17 protein-coding genes are annotated in these 15,688 nt (G+C 66.4%); 14 read left to right on the top strand and 3 right to left on the bottom strand.

What is annotated here, in order from left to right; genetic code table 11:
• The first annotated feature begins 13 nt into the window (after window positions 1–13).
• The 10 genes from rpsE to AB0F86_RS24875 all read left to right on the top strand — a co-directional run bounded on the left by rpsE (window position 14) and on the right by AB0F86_RS24875 (window position 9,411).
• Window positions 14–667 carry a 30S ribosomal protein S5 gene (gene rpsE / locus AB0F86_RS24830; RefSeq protein ID WP_067491070.1) on the top strand — a complete coding sequence of 218 codons (654 nt, stop codon included), beginning with the start codon at window positions 14–16 and terminating at the stop codon, window positions 665–667.
• Between the two features lies 1 nt (window position 668).
• Window positions 669–848 (top strand): 50S ribosomal protein L30, encoded by a 180-nt coding sequence (rpmD, locus tag AB0F86_RS24835; protein ID WP_067491217.1) that lies wholly within the window; start codon window positions 669–671, stop codon window positions 846–848.
• 1 nt (window position 849) lies between these two features.
• Window positions 850–1,293: a 50S ribosomal protein L15 gene (rplO, locus tag AB0F86_RS24840; protein WP_067491068.1), complete on the top strand. Its 444-nt coding sequence runs from the start codon at window positions 850–852 to the stop codon at window positions 1,291–1,293.
• A gap of 166 nt (window positions 1,294–1,459) precedes the next feature.
• On the top strand, window positions 1,460–2,782 hold the full coding sequence (secY, locus tag AB0F86_RS24845; protein WP_067491066.1) for a preprotein translocase subunit SecY: 1,323 nt from the start codon (window positions 1,460–1,462) through the stop codon (window positions 2,780–2,782).
• Complete coding sequence (locus AB0F86_RS24850; RefSeq protein WP_067491064.1) at window positions 2,779–3,324, top strand: adenylate kinase; 546 nt, start codon at window positions 2,779–2,781, stop codon at window positions 3,322–3,324. The genes secY and AB0F86_RS24850 overlap by 4 nt, the downstream gene beginning before the upstream one ends.
• A complete protein-coding gene (gene map / locus AB0F86_RS24855; RefSeq protein ID WP_225281870.1) occupies window positions 3,324–4,121 on the top strand; it encodes a type I methionyl aminopeptidase in 798 nt (265 codons plus the stop codon). The genes AB0F86_RS24850 and map overlap by 1 nt, the downstream gene beginning before the upstream one ends.
• Before the next feature lie 84 nt (window positions 4,122–4,205).
• Window positions 4,206–5,297 (top strand): BMP family ABC transporter substrate-binding protein, encoded by a 1,092-nt coding sequence (locus AB0F86_RS24860; RefSeq protein ID WP_356985929.1) that lies wholly within the window; start codon window positions 4,206–4,208, stop codon window positions 5,295–5,297.
• Between the two features lie 10 nt (window positions 5,298–5,307).
• The gene (locus AB0F86_RS24865) at window positions 5,308–6,825 is read left to right on the top strand and encodes an ABC transporter ATP-binding protein (protein ID WP_225281872.1); all 1,518 of its coding nucleotides are present in this window, start codon (window positions 5,308–5,310) and stop codon (window positions 6,823–6,825) included.
• A 28-nt stretch (window positions 6,826–6,853) separates the two neighbouring features.
• Window positions 6,854–8,122 (top strand): ABC transporter permease, encoded by a 1,269-nt coding sequence (locus tag AB0F86_RS24870; RefSeq protein WP_225281873.1) that lies wholly within the window; start codon window positions 6,854–6,856, stop codon window positions 8,120–8,122.
• Window positions 8,119–9,411: an ABC transporter permease gene (locus AB0F86_RS24875; protein WP_225281874.1), complete on the top strand. Its 1,293-nt coding sequence runs from the start codon at window positions 8,119–8,121 to the stop codon at window positions 9,409–9,411. The genes AB0F86_RS24870 and AB0F86_RS24875 overlap by 4 nt, the downstream gene beginning before the upstream one ends.
• Before the next feature lies 1 nt (window position 9,412).
• Here the strand turns inward: AB0F86_RS24875 and dtd are convergent, their stop codons facing one another.
• Window positions 9,413–9,856, bottom strand: a complete 444-nt coding sequence (dtd, locus tag AB0F86_RS24880; RefSeq protein ID WP_225281875.1) for a D-aminoacyl-tRNA deacylase — start codon at window positions 9,854–9,856, stop codon at window positions 9,413–9,415.
• Between the two features lie 136 nt (window positions 9,857–9,992).
• Between dtd and AB0F86_RS24885 the strand changes: the two genes are divergently transcribed.
• The gene (locus AB0F86_RS24885; protein ID WP_225281876.1) at window positions 9,993–10,205 is read left to right on the top strand and encodes a hypothetical protein; all 213 of its coding nucleotides are present in this window, start codon (window positions 9,993–9,995) and stop codon (window positions 10,203–10,205) included.
• Window positions 10,206–10,256: 51 nt separating this feature from the next.
• Here AB0F86_RS24885 and AB0F86_RS24890 read toward each other — a convergent pair whose 3' ends face one another.
• Complete coding sequence (locus AB0F86_RS24890) at window positions 10,257–11,756, bottom strand: hypothetical protein (RefSeq protein WP_356985928.1); 1,500 nt, start codon at window positions 11,754–11,756, stop codon at window positions 10,257–10,259.
• Window positions 11,757–12,037: 281 nt separating this feature from the next.
• Here AB0F86_RS24890 and AB0F86_RS24895 point away from each other — a divergent pair, with 281 nt between their 5' ends.
• Both AB0F86_RS24895 and AB0F86_RS24900 read left to right on the top strand, forming a co-directional pair.
• Window positions 12,038–12,361 carry a hypothetical protein gene (locus AB0F86_RS24895; RefSeq protein WP_225281878.1) on the top strand — a complete coding sequence of 108 codons (324 nt, stop codon included), beginning with the start codon at window positions 12,038–12,040 and terminating at the stop codon, window positions 12,359–12,361.
• Window positions 12,362–12,377: 16 nt separating this feature from the next.
• Complete coding sequence (locus AB0F86_RS24900; protein ID WP_356985927.1) at window positions 12,378–12,878, top strand: YbaB/EbfC family nucleoid-associated protein; 501 nt, start codon at window positions 12,378–12,380, stop codon at window positions 12,876–12,878.
• A gap of 50 nt (window positions 12,879–12,928) precedes the next feature.
• Here the strand turns inward: AB0F86_RS24900 and AB0F86_RS24905 are convergent, their stop codons facing one another.
• Entirely contained in the window at window positions 12,929–13,525 is a 597-nt protein-coding gene (locus AB0F86_RS24905; RefSeq protein WP_356985926.1) for a hypothetical protein, read from the bottom strand.
• Between the two features lie 1,582 nt (window positions 13,526–15,107).
• On the opposite strand from AB0F86_RS24905, the gene AB0F86_RS24910 reads away from it, so the two are divergent.
• A complete protein-coding gene (locus tag AB0F86_RS24910) occupies window positions 15,108–15,488 on the top strand; it encodes a hypothetical protein (protein ID WP_356985925.1) in 381 nt (126 codons plus the stop codon).
• Window positions 15,489–15,688 lie beyond the last annotated feature (200 nt).

A 15,688-nucleotide genomic window follows, 5' to 3' on the forward strand; every position in this document is an offset into this window, starting at 1 on the left:
GAAGGAACGTCTGATGCCGGGACGTCAGCGGCGTGACGGCGGCAACGGACCCGCCGGACAGAACAACAACAACCCCAGCGGTGGCCCCGAGGGCAACCGTCGCGGTGGCGGCGATCGTCGCGGTGGCGGCGACCGTCGGGACAACGCGGCCGAGAAGAACCAGCTCGAGCGCGTAGTCGCGATCAACCGCGTCTCCAAGGTCGTGAAGGGTGGTCGTCGCTTCAGCTTCACCGCCCTCGTGATCGTCGGTGACGGCAACGGTCTGGTCGGCGTCGGCTACGGCAAGGCCAAGGAAGTTCCCGCGGCCATCCAGAAGGGTGTCGAGGAGGCTCGCAAGAGCTTCTTCCGCGTCCCGATGATCGGCTCGACCATCACCCACCCGGTTCAGGGTGAGGCGGCGGCCGGTGTGGTCATGCTGCGTCCGGCTTCGCCCGGTACCGGTGTGATCGCCGGTGGTGCGGCGCGTGCCGTGCTCGAATGCGCTGGCATTCACGACATTCTGGCCAAGTCGCTCGGTAGCGACAATGCGATCAACGTCGTTCACGCGACGGTTGCCGCGCTCAAGATGCTCCAGCGTCCCGAAGAGGTTGCCGCGCGTCGCGGTCTGCCGATCGAGGACGTCGCTCCGGCGGGCATGCTGCGTGCGCGTGCGGGACAGGGAGCCTGACATGGCAGATCTCAAGGTGACCCAGATCAAGAGCACGATCGGTGCCAAGGCGAACCAGCGCGCGAGCCTGCGTACCCTCGGCCTGCGGAAGATCCGCCAGTCGGTGGTTCGTGAGGACAACGCTCAGAACCGCGGTCTGATCAATGTCGTGCGCCACCTCGTAACAGTTGAGGAGGTCTGACATGACCATCAAATTGCACCACCTGCGTCCTGCGCCGGGTTCCAAGACCGAGAAGACCCGTGTGGGCCGCGGTGAGGGTTCCAAGGGCAAGACCGCCGGTCGTGGTACCAAGGGCACCAAGGCCCGCAAGAACGTCCCGGCGGCGTTCGAGGGTGGCCAGATGCCGCTGCACATGCGCCTGCCGAAGCTGAAGGGCTTCACCAACCGCTTCCGCGTGGAGTACCAGGTTGTGAACGTGGGCCGCATCGCGGAGCTGTTCCCCGAAGGCGGCACGGTCGGTAAGGCCGAGCTCGTCGCGGCCGGCGCCGTTCGCAAGAACGAGCTGGTGAAGGTCCTCGGTGACGGCGATATCTCCGTCGCCGTGCAGGTGACCGCCGACAAGGTGACCGGCTCCGCCAAGGAGAAGATCACCGCCGCCGGTGGCACCGTCACCGAACTGGCCTGACGGTACTGTAGTCACAGCGACACCGGACGAGTCGAGTACTCGTCCGGTGTCACTGTAGAGTCTCAACAAGTGTTGTCTGCCAAGCTCGTCATCGGCTGACGTCTCCACCACGACGCCGTGTTGGTTCAGTCGCATGGCATGACCATGTCGTTCGCCAGGAGGATCTGTGCTTTCCGCCTTCGTATCGGCCTTCCGGACTCCGGACTTACGGCGGAAGATTCTCTTCACGCTGGGGTTGATCGTGCTGTACCGGTTGGGTGCCGCGCTGCCGTCCCCCGGCGTCAACTATCAGAACGTCCAGGAATGCGTGAAGCTGGTTTCCGGTGGCGAATCCGCCGGTATCTACCAGCTCATCAATCTGTTCTCCGGTGGTGCGCTACTGCAGCTTTCGGTGTTCGCGATCGGCATCATGCCGTACATCACCGCGAGCATCATCATCCAGCTGCTGACCGTGGTCATCCCGCGCTTCGAGGAGTTGCGCAAGGAAGGCCAAGCAGGCCAGACCAAGATGACGCAGTACACCCGCTACCTCTCGATCGCCCTGGCGATCCTGCAGGCCACGGGTCTCGTCGCGCTCGCCGCTCGCGGTCAGCTGTTGCAGGGCTGCCAGGAAGACATCCTCGAGGACACCGGCATCTTCGGCATGATCGTCATCGTGCTGGTGATGACCGCCGGTGCGGCCCTGGTGATGTGGTTCGGCGAGCAGATCACCGAGCGCGGTGTCGGTAACGGCATGTCGCTGCTGATCTTCGCCGGTATCGCCGCGCGTATCCCGCTCGACGGCAAGGCCATCCTCGATACCCGTGGCGCCATGATCTTCAGCCTCGTGTGTGTCGGTGTGCTGCTGATCATCGTCGCGGTGGTCTTCGTCGAACAGGGTCAGCGCCGGATCCCGGTGCAGTACGCCAAGCGGGTCGTCGGCCGCAAGATGTACGGCGGCTCCTCGACCTATCTGCCGCTGAAGGTCAACCAGGCCGGTGTGATCCCGGTGATCTTCGCGTCCTCACTGCTCTACCTGCCCAACCTGATTTCGCAGCTCACCTCGTCGAGCACCGCGACGGACCCGAGCTGGTGGCAGGAGATCATCCAGAAGTATCTGGTCGATCCGACCAACCCGGTCTACATCGCCGTCTACTTCGGTTTGATCGTGTTCTTCACCTACTTCTACGTCGCGATCACCTTCAACCCGGAGGAACGCGCGGACGAGATGAAGAAGTTCGGTGGCTTCATTCCGGGCTACCGCCCCGGTAAGCCGACCGCCGACTACCTCAATTATGTTCTGAGCCGCATCACCCTGCCCGGCTCGATCTACCTCGGCGCGGTCACCGTCCTGCCGAGTATCGCCCTCGGCAGCGGCAGCACGGGCCAGTCGGCGAACATGTCCTTCGGCGGTGCCGCGGTGCTCATCATGGTCAGCGTGGGTCTCGACACGGTCAAGCAGATCGAGAGCCAGCTGATGAATCGAAATTACGAAGGGTTCCTCAAGTGAGAGTTGTTCTGCTCGGGCCGCCGGGTGCCGGCAAAGGTACTCAGGCCGTCCTGCTGTCGGAAAAGCTGGGCGTTCCGCACATCTCCACCGGAGACCTCTTCCGCGCGAACATCAGCCAGCAGACCGCCCTCGGTCGCGAGGCGCAGAAGTACATGGACGCCGGTGACCTGGTCCCCAGCGACGTCACCAACCGCATGGTCGAAGCCCGCGTCGCCGAACCGGACGCCGCGAACGGTTTCGTCCTCGACGGTTACCCGCGCACGGTCGACCAGGCCGACGCGCTGAAGAAGATCCTCGAGCATCACGGCACCGCGCTCGACGCCGTGCTGTGCTTCGTGGTCGCCGAGGACACCGTGGTCGAGCGCATGCTCGCCCGTGGCCGCGCCGACGACACCGAGGACGTCATCCGCAACCGGCTGCGGGTCTACCGCGAGGAGACCGAGCCGCTGCTCGAGTACTACGACGGTCTGGTCGTGACCGTCGACGGTCTCGGCGAGGTCGACGACGTCAACGCGCGAGCGCTGAAGGCTCTCGGCCAGTAATGGCATTCGGTCGGAAGAAGAAGGTCGTGCCGTTCCGCACGGCGGGCGAGCTCGACGCCATGGCGGCGGCGGGCGCGATCGTCGGGCGGGCGCTGGTCGCCGTGCGCGATGCCGCCAAGCCCGGGGTGTCGACGCTCGAGCTCGACGAGGTCGCCGAGCAGGTGATCCGGGAGGCGGGCGCGGTTCCGTCGTTCAAGGGTTACCACGGTTTCCCCGGCTCGATCTGTTCTTCGGTCAACGACCGTGTGGTGCACGGGATCCCCTCGGCGAGTGAGATCCTCACCGAGGGCGATCTGGTGTCGATCGACTGTGGCGCCATCCTCGACGGCTGGCACGGTGATTCCGCCTGGACCTTCGGCGTCGGCAACATCATCGAAGCCGATCGTCTGCTCAGCGAGGCGACCAAGTGGTCGATGGAGGCGGGTATCGGCGCGATGGTGCCCGGCAACCGGCTCACCGATGTGTCGCACGCGATCGAGCTCGGCACCCGTGCCGCCGAAGAGGTGCACGGCCGCAAATACGGCATCGTCGACGGCTACGGTGGCCACGCCATCGGCCGTGAGATGCACATGGACCCCTTCCTCCCGAACGAGGGCGCCCCGGGCAAGGGCCCGCGCCTGGTCGTCGGATCGGTCCTGGCCATCGAACCGATGCTCACCCTCGGCACCACCGAAACCAAAACCCTCGACGACGACTGGACTGTGGTCACCACCGACGGTTCCCGTGCCGCCCACTGGGAACACAGCGTCGCCGTCACCGAGGACGGCCCACGCATCCTCACCCTGCGCCCGGAGTGACTTCGGGAAAGTCTTTCGCGACTTTTCGGTGAAGTAATGTTTCGAATCCGGCTCCGTGCCGGGGGGATCCTGTATCTCTGAGTAATGAGATCTGGGATCGCGCTGATCGCCGTCGTCGCCACCTGTGCGACGGCGGCGTCGCTCGTCGGTTGCGGTGAGCCGCCCGCCGAGTCGCGCTACACGGGATCGGGCAATACCTACGGTTCGGCGAGTGCCGGTTTCGAGACCTGCATGGTGACCGATGCGGGCGGGGTGGACGACAAGTCGTTCAACGAATCCGGCTGGAACGGGGTGAAGGCGGCGATCGACGCCAACCCCGGGGTCTACGGTTCCTACCGGCAGTCGAACAGTTCCGCCGATTACGAACCCAACCTGCGTGCCTCGGCCGATGACGACTGCGATCTGGTGATCGGCGTCGGCGGCCTGATGGCCGAGGCGGTGGCGCAGGTGGCGGGGGAGTACCCGGATCAGCGGTTCGCCATCGTCGACGCGCACGTGGAGTTGGACAACGTCTATTCGATGGAGTTCAACGCCGCCCAATCCTCTTATCTCGCAGGCTATCTCGCGGCGGGCATGACCAAGACCGGACGCGTCGCGACCTGGGGCGGCATGCAGATCCCCGCCGTGACGATCTTCATGGACGGTTTCGCGGCAGGCGTGGCCAGGTACAACCAGGTTCACGGGACGAGTACCGAGGTGCTCGGCTGGAATGTCGCCGAGCAGAACGGTTCGTTCACCGGCAATTTCGACGACACCAGTGCCGGTCGCTCGCTGACCGAGAATTTCATCGCCCAGGGCGCCGACATCATTCACCCGGTGGCCGGTCCCGTCGGCATGGGCGGTGCGTCGGCGGTGCAGGATTCGCCTGGGGTGAGCATGATCTGGGTCGATTCCGACGGGTACGAAGCCGTGCCGGAATACAAGGACATCATGTTGTCGTCGTCGATGAAGGACATTTCCGCCGCGGTGCGCGTCGCGATCGACAACGCTTTCGCCGAGGGCCCGAAAGACGGCCGGTATGTCGGCACGCTCGGCAACGGTGGGGTGGGCCTCGCGCCGTTCCATGATTTCGACGGTGCCGTGCCCGAGCGGCTGAAACAGGAGCTCACGGCCCTGCGCACCGAGATCGTCGAAGGCCGGATCGTGATCGACTCACCCGCCGCCCCCAAGCTCTGAGGACAACGACATGCGACTCGAAGTACGGGGACTGACAAAGGCTTTCGGCGATTTCCTGGCCGACGAGAATGTCGACCTGGTGGTGGAACCCGGGCAGGTGCACGCGATTCTCGGTGAGAACGGAGCGGGTAAATCGACCCTGATGAATATGCTCTACGGCATTCTCGAACCAACCAGCGGCGAGATCCTCATCGACGGCGAACCTGTGCGGTTCCGTTCGCCCAGCGACGCGATCGCCGCCGGAATCGGTATGGTGCACCAGCATTTCAAGCTGGTCGGCCCGTTCAGTGTGGCCGACAACGTGCAGCTGGGTCGCGAACACGCCAAGCGCGGGATTCTGGACCGGGCGGCGGCACGCGACGCGGTGCGCGCGGTGTCGGATCGCTACGGTCTCGCCCTCGATCCGGATGCCATCTGCGAGGACCTGCCGGTGGGTGTGCAGCAGCGGGTGGAGATCGTCAAGGCGCTCTCCGGCGACACCGACCTGCTGATCCTCGACGAACCGACCGCCGTCCTCACCCCGCCGGAAGTAGCGGAGCTGCTCGGCATCATCCGCAATCTCACCGCCGCTGGCATGTCGGTGATCTTCATCAGCCACAAGCTCAAAGAGGTGAAGGCCATCGCCGACACCATCACGGTGCTGCGCCGGGGCAAGGTGGTGGCCCAGGCCTCGCCCGAGGACAGCGAGGCCGAGCTGGCGGCGGCGATGGTCGGGCGGTCGGTGATCCTGACCGTCGAGCGCACGCCCGCCGATCCAGGTGAGGTCGCCTTGGCGGTGAAGGATCTGACGGTGCTCGGCGAGCGGGGCACGGCGGTGCTCGACGGGCTGAACCTCACGGTGCGCGCCGGTGAGATCGTCGGGTTGGCCGGGGTGGAGGGCAACGGCCAGACCGAATTAGCCAGGGCCGTGCTCGGCACCGTCCGTCCGGACGGCGGGACGGTCGAGCTGGGTGGGGTGCCGGTGACCTCGTGGGATCCGTACCGGCGCATCGTCGCCGGGCTCGGCTACATCCCGGAGGACCGCGGCCGCGACGGGCTGGCGGCCGACTTCACCGTGGCCGAGAACCTCGTGCTCAACCAGTACCGCGACGCACCGCTGTCGCATCGCGGCGTGCTCGACGGCGACGCTGTCCGCACGCTGGCCGACAAGGCCATCGCCGACTTCGACATCCGCACCCGTGGGCCCGGCGAACCGGTGTCCGCCCTGTCGGGTGGTAATCAGCAGAAAGTGGTGATTGCCCGCGAATTCTCCCGTCCCCGTGCGGTTCTCGTCGCCGCACAGCCCACCCGAGGGGTGGACGTCGGCGCTATCGAGTTCATCCACAGCAGGCTCGTCGCCGAACGTGACTCGGGGACCGGAGTGCTGCTCATCTCCGCCGAACTGGACGAGATCCTCGCCCTGTCCGACAGGATCGCGGTGATCCACAACGGGCAGATCGTCGGCGAGGTCGGGCCGGACACCCCGCGCGAGATCATCGGTCAGCTGATGGCAGGCCACCGCCCCACCGAATCCGCCACCCCGAGCTGAACTGGCGCCGACATCCTCGAGGATTCCCATGCCGAGTACGACCACCGCGCCGGAGACCGAATCGCCCCGGCCCGAAAGACCTGGTTTCGGCCGCACCTTCACCCGGTATCTGACCGAAGCCAACAGCGTGATGGTGACCATCTATTCACTGCTGCTCGCCTTCGCGATCGGCGCGCTGCTCATCATCGTTTCCGATCCGTCGGTGCGCCGGGCTTGGGGCTACTTTCTCAACCGGCCAACCGATGCGCTGAGTTTCTCCTGGCAGGCGGTGAGCACGGCCTATCGTGACCTGTTCGAGGGCGCCATCCTCGACATCGGCCGCCTGCAGGAGTTCTTCGACGGCACAGCCACCCTCGCCCAGGTGCTGCGCCCGATCTCGGAGACGCTCACCTACGCCACCCCGCTGATCTTCACCGGGCTCGCCGTGGGGCTGGCGTTTCGGGCCGGACTGTTCAATATCGGTGGGCACGGGCAGTTCATCTTCGGCATGCTCGGTGCGTTGATCGTCGGGTTCGCGATCGACCTGCCGCCGCTGCTGCACGTGCCACTCGCGCTGGCCGCCGGTGCGCTCGCGGGTGGACTCTTCGGTGCGATTCCCGGTGTGCTGAAGGCGAAAACCGGTGCACACGAGGTGATCTCGTCGATCATGCTGAACAATATCGCCACCTACTTCCTGCTCTGGGCGCTGAGCACCACCTTCATCCACTCGCTGACCTCGCAGGAGCTGGTGTCCAAACCGGCCGACATCTCGGCCCGGCTGCCTCGGCTCCTCGGCTGGGCGGGATCGGGGCTGCGGGTGAGTGCCGGGCTGCTGATCGCGTTGGCGCTGGCGGCCGGGATCTGGTGGCTGCTGCGCAAGTCGACCTTCGGGTACCGGATCCGCGCGGTCGGGGCGAATCCGCACGCGGCGCAAACGGCGGGCATCGACATGGGTCGTACGTTCATCACCACGATGGGGGTGTCGGGTGCGCTCGCCGGGATCGGTGGTGGGGCGCTCGTACTCGGGTTGAACCCGTACACGGTGAACCCCGGAACGGTTGCCGAGTTCGGCTTCGACGGGATCACTGTCGCATTGCTCGGGCGGGCGCATCCGGGTGGGATCGTCGCGGCGGCGCTGCTGTTCGGTGCGTTGAAGTCGGGCACGCTGCACATGCAGCCCGCCATCCCGGTCGAGATGTCGACGCTGTTGCAGGCGGTGATCGTGCTGTTCATCGCCGCGCCCGCCCTGGTGAAAACCCTGCTGCACCTGCGCACTCCGCGCGGTGGGCTCAACACGCTGGAAGCGAGGGGCTGGTGAGTACCGCTGTCGCCGAATCGAAACCGGTCGTCGTGACCGAGACCGTGCGTCACCCGGTGGGTGGGGCAGTGCTCGTCGTACTCGGGGCGGTGCTCGCCGTCGCGGCGTTGCTGTGGATGCCCGATGGGCGGGCCACCACGTTCCGTCTGGATCAGACCGTCGAAAGCAGCTGGACCGTCGGCACTTTCGGCATCGTTGTGACGCTTGCGGTGCTCACCGTGCTGCTCGGAGTGCTGTTGCTCGCGCGGGCGGTGAGTGCGCGCACGCACGGGGTGATCGTCGGGGTGGCGGCGACCGCGCTGGTGATCGCGGTGCTGTCCTGGGTGGTGACGCCCGGCGTCGGGTTCCCGGTGGAGTTCGTGCTGGCCACCACGCTGTTCCTGGCCTTGCCGTTCATCTTCGGTGCCCTGTCCGGGGTGGTGTGTGAGCGGTCCGGTGTCATCAACCTCGGCATCGAGGGACAGTTCCTGGCGGGCGCCTTCACCGCGGTGCTGTTCGCCTCCATCACCGGCAACCCCTATGTCGGCATACTCGCGGCGGTGCTCAGCGGCATGATATCCACGCTGCTGCTGGCCTGGCTGGCCACCCGTTTCGAGGTGAATCAGCTGGTCACCGGTGTGATCCTGAACCTGCTCGCGCTCGGCCTCACCGGGTTCCTTTTCGAGCGGCTGATGCGCATGGACCATTCGCTCAACCAGCCGAGCACGGTGCCGCGCATCGGTGGATTCCTGCACGACATCGGCCTCGGTTTCCTCACCGACCTCCCGATCCTCGGACCGGTCCTGTTCGACCAGAATCTCTTCGTCTATGTGGCGCTGGCCTGCGTGTTCGGGCTGTCCTACCTGCTGTTCCACACCAGGTGGGGGCTGCGGACCCGTGCCGTCGGGGAGCACCCGGCGGCGGCCGACGCCGCCGGTATCGACGTGAACCGGCTGCGATTCTGGAACGTCACCTGCGCGGGTGCGCTGTCAGGTTTCGGCGGCGCCTTCTTCACCATCGCCAACAATGTGGCCTTCAGCAAGAACATGACCGCGGCCCTCGGTTTCGTCGCGCTCGCGGTGATGATCGTCGGGCGCTGGAACCCCGTCGGTGCCCTCCTGGCCGCCCTGCTCTTCGGTTTCTCCAGCGCGCTGCAACGGTTCCTCAACACCATGCCCGGCAATCCGATCCCCACCGAATTCCTCGGCATGCTGCCTTACGTGGTGACTCTCGTCGTGGTTGCCGGATTCATCGGAAAAGCCGTCGCGCCCGCCGCAGACGGCATCCCGTACCGGCCTGGCGACAATTAGTTCAGCCTTCGAGCAGGACGGTGACCGGGCCGTCGTTGGTCAGGTCTATGTGCATGTGGGCGCCGAATTTTCCGGTGGCCACGGTGGCGCCCAGGTCGCGCAGGGTGTCGGCGAAGGTGTCCACCAGGGGTTCGGCGACCGGGCCCGGAGCGGCCGCGTTCCAGGAGGGGCGGCGCCCCTTTGCGGTGTTGGCGTAGAGGGTGAACTGGCTGACGACGAGAATCGGCGCGTTCAGGTCGGCGGCCGATCGCTCGCCGTCGAGGATCCGCAGGCGGAAAGTCTTGTCCGCCAGCGCTTTCGCGATGTCCTCGGTGTCGGTGTGGGTGACGCCGACCAGCGCGAGCAGGCCGTGCGGCGCACCCGTCGTGGCCGGGTCGATCCGGCCGACGACCTGATCGTCGACTGTTACCTGGGCGGTGGTCACACGTTGCAGCAGTACTCGCACAGTAATCGATCATGCCGGGTGACCCGGATCGACGGTAATCGGGGTGCAATCAATTGTTGCGAGCAATTCGGCAATTTCGAAAGCTTTGTCCGGCTGCGGTTTACAATTCCCGCCGTCAACCGATACTTTTACCGGTATGACGGAAGATCAAGTGCAGCAACGTAAGAATCTATTCATGGGGGGAATTGCAGCACTGGCAGGCTTCGGCGTGTTCATTCTGATGTTCTCGGCGTTCGATATGGAGCCGAGCGGCTTCACCAGCGCGATCACCACGGGTCTGCTGGTGACGGCGGCAGCCTGCTTCGGCAGCGCTGCCCGGATCAAGCGAGACGCGAACCGCAATTCCTGAGCACACAAAAGCCGCTGCCCTCGAGGTCTGGAGGGCAGCGGCTTTGGTGTGTCAGTCCTTGCCGAAGAACAGGATGTCGGGGCCGTAGTCGGTGAGGGGGCCCTTTTCGGCGGCTTGGCGGATGCCGCTGCCGGGGAGTTCGGTGACCTTGGCGAACATCGCCGCGTTGCCGAAGGCCGCACGGACCTGGGTTTCGGAAGCGTAGTCGGCGCCGTAGTCGGCGAGGGTGGCGAAGTCGAGGGGGGCCAGGGGAGTGTCGAGTGGTGCCTGGCCCGCGGGGCGGCCGAGGGCGGCGTACTGGGTGGCCACGCCGTTGTCGTAGAGGCACAGCTCGTAAGAGATGTTCTCGATGGTGGCGACGGTCAGCACCGGCCACTTCGCCGACAACGCGACGGCCAGGGGGTGTTTGCCGAGTGCGCCGATCTCCCAGTTCAGGCTCTTCACCGAAACCCAGCTGCCCGAGGCTTTTTCGACGAGCACCACATCGGCGCCGAGTTCGGTGTCCGGGTTCACCTTCGGTTCTTTGACGCCCCAATGCCGTTCGTGCACACCGGCGAAACGACCCGCGTCGACAGGAGTAGCGCCGTGCGCGGCGAAGGCGGCGGTGACAGCGGCACGAACCTGCTCCAGAGCGTCGGGCGCCGAGCAGCGCACAGCGATCGCGCCGTAGGTCGCGGTGATCTCCACGGGCCGCGACGGCGGTTCCGGCATGGCGCCGGCGGCGAGCGGCTTCAGGCCGACAAGGGCAAGACGCCAGTTGATTTCGTCGATGGTCGCCAGGTCGCCACCCGACTGGTACAGGATCTGCTGCTGGGTCAACCGGCCGGCGCGCTCGAGTGTCGCAGCGCCGAGCTTGTGCAGTGCCTGGGTGGTCTTGAGGGTCAGATCGAGGTCCTCGATCCGGGTTTCGCGCAGCTGCGCCGTGCTCGCCGAGGACGTGACCTCCGAGTACAGCGCGCGATAGCTCGCGATGGCCTGCTTGCGGGAGCGTCCGACCATCAGTGTCCGCAACAGCGTGCTCAGGCTGGCCAGATACTTGCCCGGCTGCTCGGGTGCCCGCGCGTACATCGCGGCCCGGATCCGCACCGCCGACTCCGTGGCAGCCACCGCCGCCTCGTGATCGAGGCGCATCAACCACACGCCGCACTTGGACAACCCGTCGGCGCACATCGCCTGCACGTCCGGATAGTCCTGTGCGACTTGCCGATACGCCGAACACGCGCTGCGGATGGTGTTGGTGGCGAGCTGGCGGTGCCCGACCAGCCGCGTCGCCTGCTCGAACAGCCGAAGCGCGTCCTGGAGCGCACCCGCGTACTCATAGGAGACGAAGCCCTCGACCAGCCAGTGCAGCCGGATCGCCACCGCTTCCTGCGCGGGCTCGAGCGCCTCGGCGGTGCGGTCGCGACCGGACGGGTCGTCGCGGGTGGCCAGCAGCCCCTGGGCCAGTTCGGTGAGCGAACCGGCCAGCCGGAGGTAGTCCTCGGGCTGCTGGCTGCGGGTGTTGGCGCGATCGGCTGCAACGCGCCGTTCGAGGCCGCTCAGGTCGGTCATGAGCGGTTCCGTCGCGACGTCAATCTCGGGCCCCATCATCGTTGCTGCGCAGGTCGGCGCACCGACCCAGGTTGTGGTCTACCGAGTCTGCCACAGTTGGCGCGACCGCGCGGCTCAGCTGTGGATGCGGCTGTCGCCGTGATGAACTCCTGGTGACCAGTGGGTGCGAAACCGCAGGAAAGGGTCAGTATCGGTGTGCGCCTGTCGTTCTGGAGGCCTGCGTGCGGGTGCTCGCCGTGGCATACTCGAGAGGTATTACCCGATGGTGGAGGAGCGTCGAGATGGCAGACAAGGTCGAATTCGATGAGCATCTGTTCCGCGGTGCGGCTGCCAAAACCGGTCACGTGAACGACCGGGTCACCAGCATCATGGACACCCTCAAAGCCTCGGTCGAAAGCCACCACGGCTGCTGGGGACACGACACCATCGGGACAACCTTCGCCAACGGCCAGGACGGCTCGGGCGGTTACACCAAGTCGAGCAAGTTGCTCACCGACAACGGTGACGCGGTGGCCGAGGGATTCGCCAACATGTCCCAGTCGCAGACCGAATCCGCCGAGTTCCTGCACAATATGGAACTCGACAACCGCTACGGGCTGCGCTGAGCTGGTATTCGCGACAATGGTGAACGAGCAGGCCAGAGCCGATATGGCCGACATTCTCGAAGGTGTGCAGGAACAGATGCGCACCATCGCCCGGCTCCAGCAGGAACGCGCGACCCTGACGGCCAGCGCCACGGTCCGCAGACACGTCACAGTGACGGTGAACGCGGACAATGTGGTGATCGAGACGAAATTCGGCCCCGACGTCGAAGACCTCAGCTACGCCGAGATCGCCAAGGCGGTCACCGAGGCCGCCAAGCAGGCGTCCGCCGAGATGGCGCGCAAGACGAGCGAGCTGCTGGAACCGCTGAACACCCAGCGCGCACGCATGCCGAAACTGTCCGACCTGGTGGAGGGCATGCCCGAGATCAAGGTCCCGGACCCGGTGAAAGCACCCACGTCGGCACCGAATTCGCCGGCGCGCCCGGCCGAAGACGACAAGCCGATGGAGTTCTCCGGAACCGTCGACGTGGACCTCGGCCGTGATCGAGGCGGTTCGGTCACCGACTCGAGCTGGTGAGCCCGGGCTTTCACGGGTAACCGAATATGGCGATCACCATCCCGGGGTGGCTACAGCACCTCGAAATCCTTGCGGGCATGGAATGGCCCGAGGGCAACGAAGACCAGATGTGGCAGCTCGGCGAGGACTGGCGCACGGCCGCCACCGAGCTGGAAAAGGTCATCAAAGATGTCGAGGCGGCGAAGGCGGCTTCGATCAAGGCGTATCCGGCGGGCGACGGCTACACCGAGATGGTCAATTCCTTCGACAGCCTGCTCCGGTCCGGTGGTGATCCCGAAAAAGACCGGTCGCTGAAAACGCTGGCCAAGTATTTCAAGGAAACCGGCGACGGCACCTACGAAGCCGGCACCGAAATCGAATATGCCAAGCTGATGTACATTTCGTCGCTGGCATTGCTGGCGGCGGAAATGGCGGCCTCTTTCGCGGCCGGTCCGTTCAAACTCGGACTCGATGCGCTGGCTATCGGTGCGACCCGCATCGCTGTTCGCCTCATCGCGAATCGGTTGCTCGCGTCGATTATTCGCGCGGTCGGTAAGATCGCCGCGAATGCGGTGGTGAAGTTCGTTTTCCGGCACATCATGATCGATACCGTCATCGGTACGATGCAGGAATTCGCCATTCAGCAGTATCAGGTGGAGAAGGGGCATCGCGACAAGGTCAAATGGGAGCAGGTCGGTCTCACGGCGCTGAGTTCGGCGGCCGGTGGGGCCGTTGCGGGGCCGCTCGCCGGTCTCATCAACAAGCGTCTGATGCGCGGCGTGGACAATCCGTCGTGGGCGCGGCAGTACATGAACAGCCAGATCACCGGTATCTCGGCGGGTTTGGCGGGTGCCCTCGCCGGTTACGCGGTGACCATTCCCTTCGGGGCGGGGCCGTTCGACTACCGGATGCTGACGGCGGGTGGTCTCAGCGGCTCGTTGACGGGCGCGGCACGGACCGCCGGCAGTCACGCCTGGCAAAAGGGCGCGCCGGTGCTGTCGAGCCGTCCCGACCTCGCGACCCGGATGAACAGCCTGTTCGGTGACGTGGGTGGGCCACGGGTCGGTGCCGAACCCGGCGGGGCAGGTGCGAACTCCGGAGCCGAGACCGGTGGGTCGAATTCGCCGAGCCGGGCGGGCGTGGCTGGGGACGGGTCGAGCAGTCCCGGCACGCAGACGCGTCCTGCCGCAGCGGGCGGCGGGAACCAAGCGGCCTCACAGTCTTCCGGATCTGGTGGGTCGCAAAGTAATTCGAGCAGCTCCGCACAGAGCGACGCGGGTTCCGGAGGCGACGGCGCGGGTTCACAGAACGGCAGATCTTCCGCCGCGGATGATTCCGCGTCGAGCGATCGGTCTTCGTCGGGCGAAGGTTCGTCGAGTGATCGTTCGACCTCGGGGGAGTCGTCGAGCGGGGAGGGCGGTTCGTCCAGCGACCGCTCCTCGAACGACCAGGCGGGCGATCGCGGTGCGGGTCTGGCTGGGGAGAACGGCGCCCACAACGACAGTTCTCCCTTCACTGCCGACCCGAATATTGCTGCGGCACAACAGAATGGTGTGCCGGCTGGTGGTGCACTGGTCGGCGCAGATGGTGTCGCCGGCGCACCGCAAGCGGCGGCTCCGGCGACTGCGGGCGCTCCGGCCGGAGCTGGGGCCCCGGCGACTGCTGGGGCTCCGGCGACCGCAGGTGCGCCAGCCGCGGGCGCTCCGGCAGCCTCGGCCCCGGCCGCGAACCCAGGTTCTCAGTCGAGTCCCACCGCAGGCGACAACCGCTCCGCAGGCGGTGGCGAACCCCGCACGCAAAGCGCCAAGCCAGATGCCGCATCCAGCCGCGCCGGTGTCGCCGATTCGGCACCGGCACCCACCGCAGGTGGTCCGGCTGTTCACGCCGCTCCGACCGGCGAGCAAGTGCCCCAGGCGAATTCGCGCCAAGAGGCCACCGACACGCTCCAGGTGGCAAGCGATTCGGGCATTCCCGAAGCGGGCACACCCCGGGCAGGCGCGCCGGACGGACCCGGCCTGCCGCCGCGCACAGGCGAGGCCGACACCGCCGCCCCGCGCACCGGGTCGCCCGATGGTAATGGTTCTCCGCCGCGACTCGGCGGAGCGAACGACGCGGGTACTCCGCCGCGTGCGGGTGCGTCTGATGGTGACGGCACTACGCCACGCGTGCGCGAGCCCGATGGGGATGGTGCCCGGCCGCGTGCAGGCGAGTCCGATGGAGATGGCGCCCCACCTCGTACCAAGGAATCGGATGGCGATGGAACTCGTCCTCGCGCTGGTGATTCCGACGGCGACGGTGCCCGCCCGCGTTCAGGGGATTCCGACGGTGCTCGGGCTCGTGTGGATGAATCCGGTGCTGAGGGAACTCGTCCTCGCGCGGGTGGCTCCGATGGCGATGATGCCCGGCCGCGTGTGGGTGAGTCTGACGGTGATGGCGCTCGCCCGCGTGTGGGTGAGTCCGATGGTGACGGTGCTCGCCCGCGCGCGGGTGGCTCCGATGGCGACGGAACCCGTCCACGTGCAGGGGAAACCGATGGCGATGGCGTCAGGCCCCGTGCAGGCGAGGCCGACGGGGATGGTGCCCGCCCGCGTGTGGCCGAGGCTGACGGGGATGGCGCCCGGCCGCGCATAAGCGAATCCGATGGCGACGGAACTGCCCCTCGCGCTGCTGATTCCGATGTGGACGCCGCTCCCTCTCGCATGGGTGACGGGGATGGTGAAGGCGCCCGGCCCCGTTCGGGGGATTCCGACGAGGACGGTGCCCTTCCTCGCTCGAGCGAGTCCGACGGCGACGACGTCCGGCCCCGCGTGGGCGAGTCCGACGGGGATGGT

Source organism: Nocardia sp. NPDC023733, assembly GCF_040639775.1.
GTDB classification, from domain to species: Bacteria; Actinomycetota; Actinomycetes; order Mycobacteriales; family Mycobacteriaceae; genus Nocardia; species Nocardia rosealba.

Bases quoted from the DNA above. Each gene is read 5' to 3' on its own strand.
- AB0F86_RS24905 (WP_356985926.1), bottom strand. From the start codon at position 13,525: ATGCCCCTTCTCCACCTGATACTGCTGAATGGCGAATTCCTGCATCGT.
- AB0F86_RS24895 (WP_225281878.1), top strand. From the start codon at position 12,038: ATGGCAGACAAGGTCGAATTCGATGAGCATCTGTTCCGCGGTGCGGCT.
- map (WP_225281870.1), top strand. From the start codon at position 3,324: ATGGCATTCGGTCGGAAGAAGAAGGTCGTGCCGTTCCGCACGGCGGGC.
- AB0F86_RS24890 (WP_356985928.1), bottom strand. From the start codon at position 11,756: ATGACCGACCTGAGCGGCCTCGAACGGCGCGTTGCAGCCGATCGCGCC.
- AB0F86_RS24870 (WP_225281873.1), top strand. From the start codon at position 6,854: ATGCCGAGTACGACCACCGCGCCGGAGACCGAATCGCCCCGGCCCGAA.
- rplO (WP_067491068.1), top strand. From the start codon at position 850: ATGACCATCAAATTGCACCACCTGCGTCCTGCGCCGGGTTCCAAGACC.
- AB0F86_RS24900 (WP_356985927.1), top strand. From the start codon at position 12,378: ATGGTGAACGAGCAGGCCAGAGCCGATATGGCCGACATTCTCGAAGGT.
- rpsE (WP_067491070.1), top strand. From the start codon at position 14: ATGCCGGGACGTCAGCGGCGTGACGGCGGCAACGGACCCGCCGGACAG.
- AB0F86_RS24885 (WP_225281876.1), top strand. From the start codon at position 9,993: ATGACGGAAGATCAAGTGCAGCAACGTAAGAATCTATTCATGGGGGGA.
- rpmD (WP_067491217.1), top strand. From the start codon at position 669: ATGGCAGATCTCAAGGTGACCCAGATCAAGAGCACGATCGGTGCCAAG.
- AB0F86_RS24860 (WP_356985929.1), top strand. From the start codon at position 4,206: ATGAGATCTGGGATCGCGCTGATCGCCGTCGTCGCCACCTGTGCGACG.
- AB0F86_RS24865 (WP_225281872.1), top strand. From the start codon at position 5,308: ATGCGACTCGAAGTACGGGGACTGACAAAGGCTTTCGGCGATTTCCTG.
- AB0F86_RS24910 (WP_356985925.1), top strand. From the start codon at position 15,108: ATGGCGATGGAACTCGTCCTCGCGCTGGTGATTCCGACGGCGACGGTG.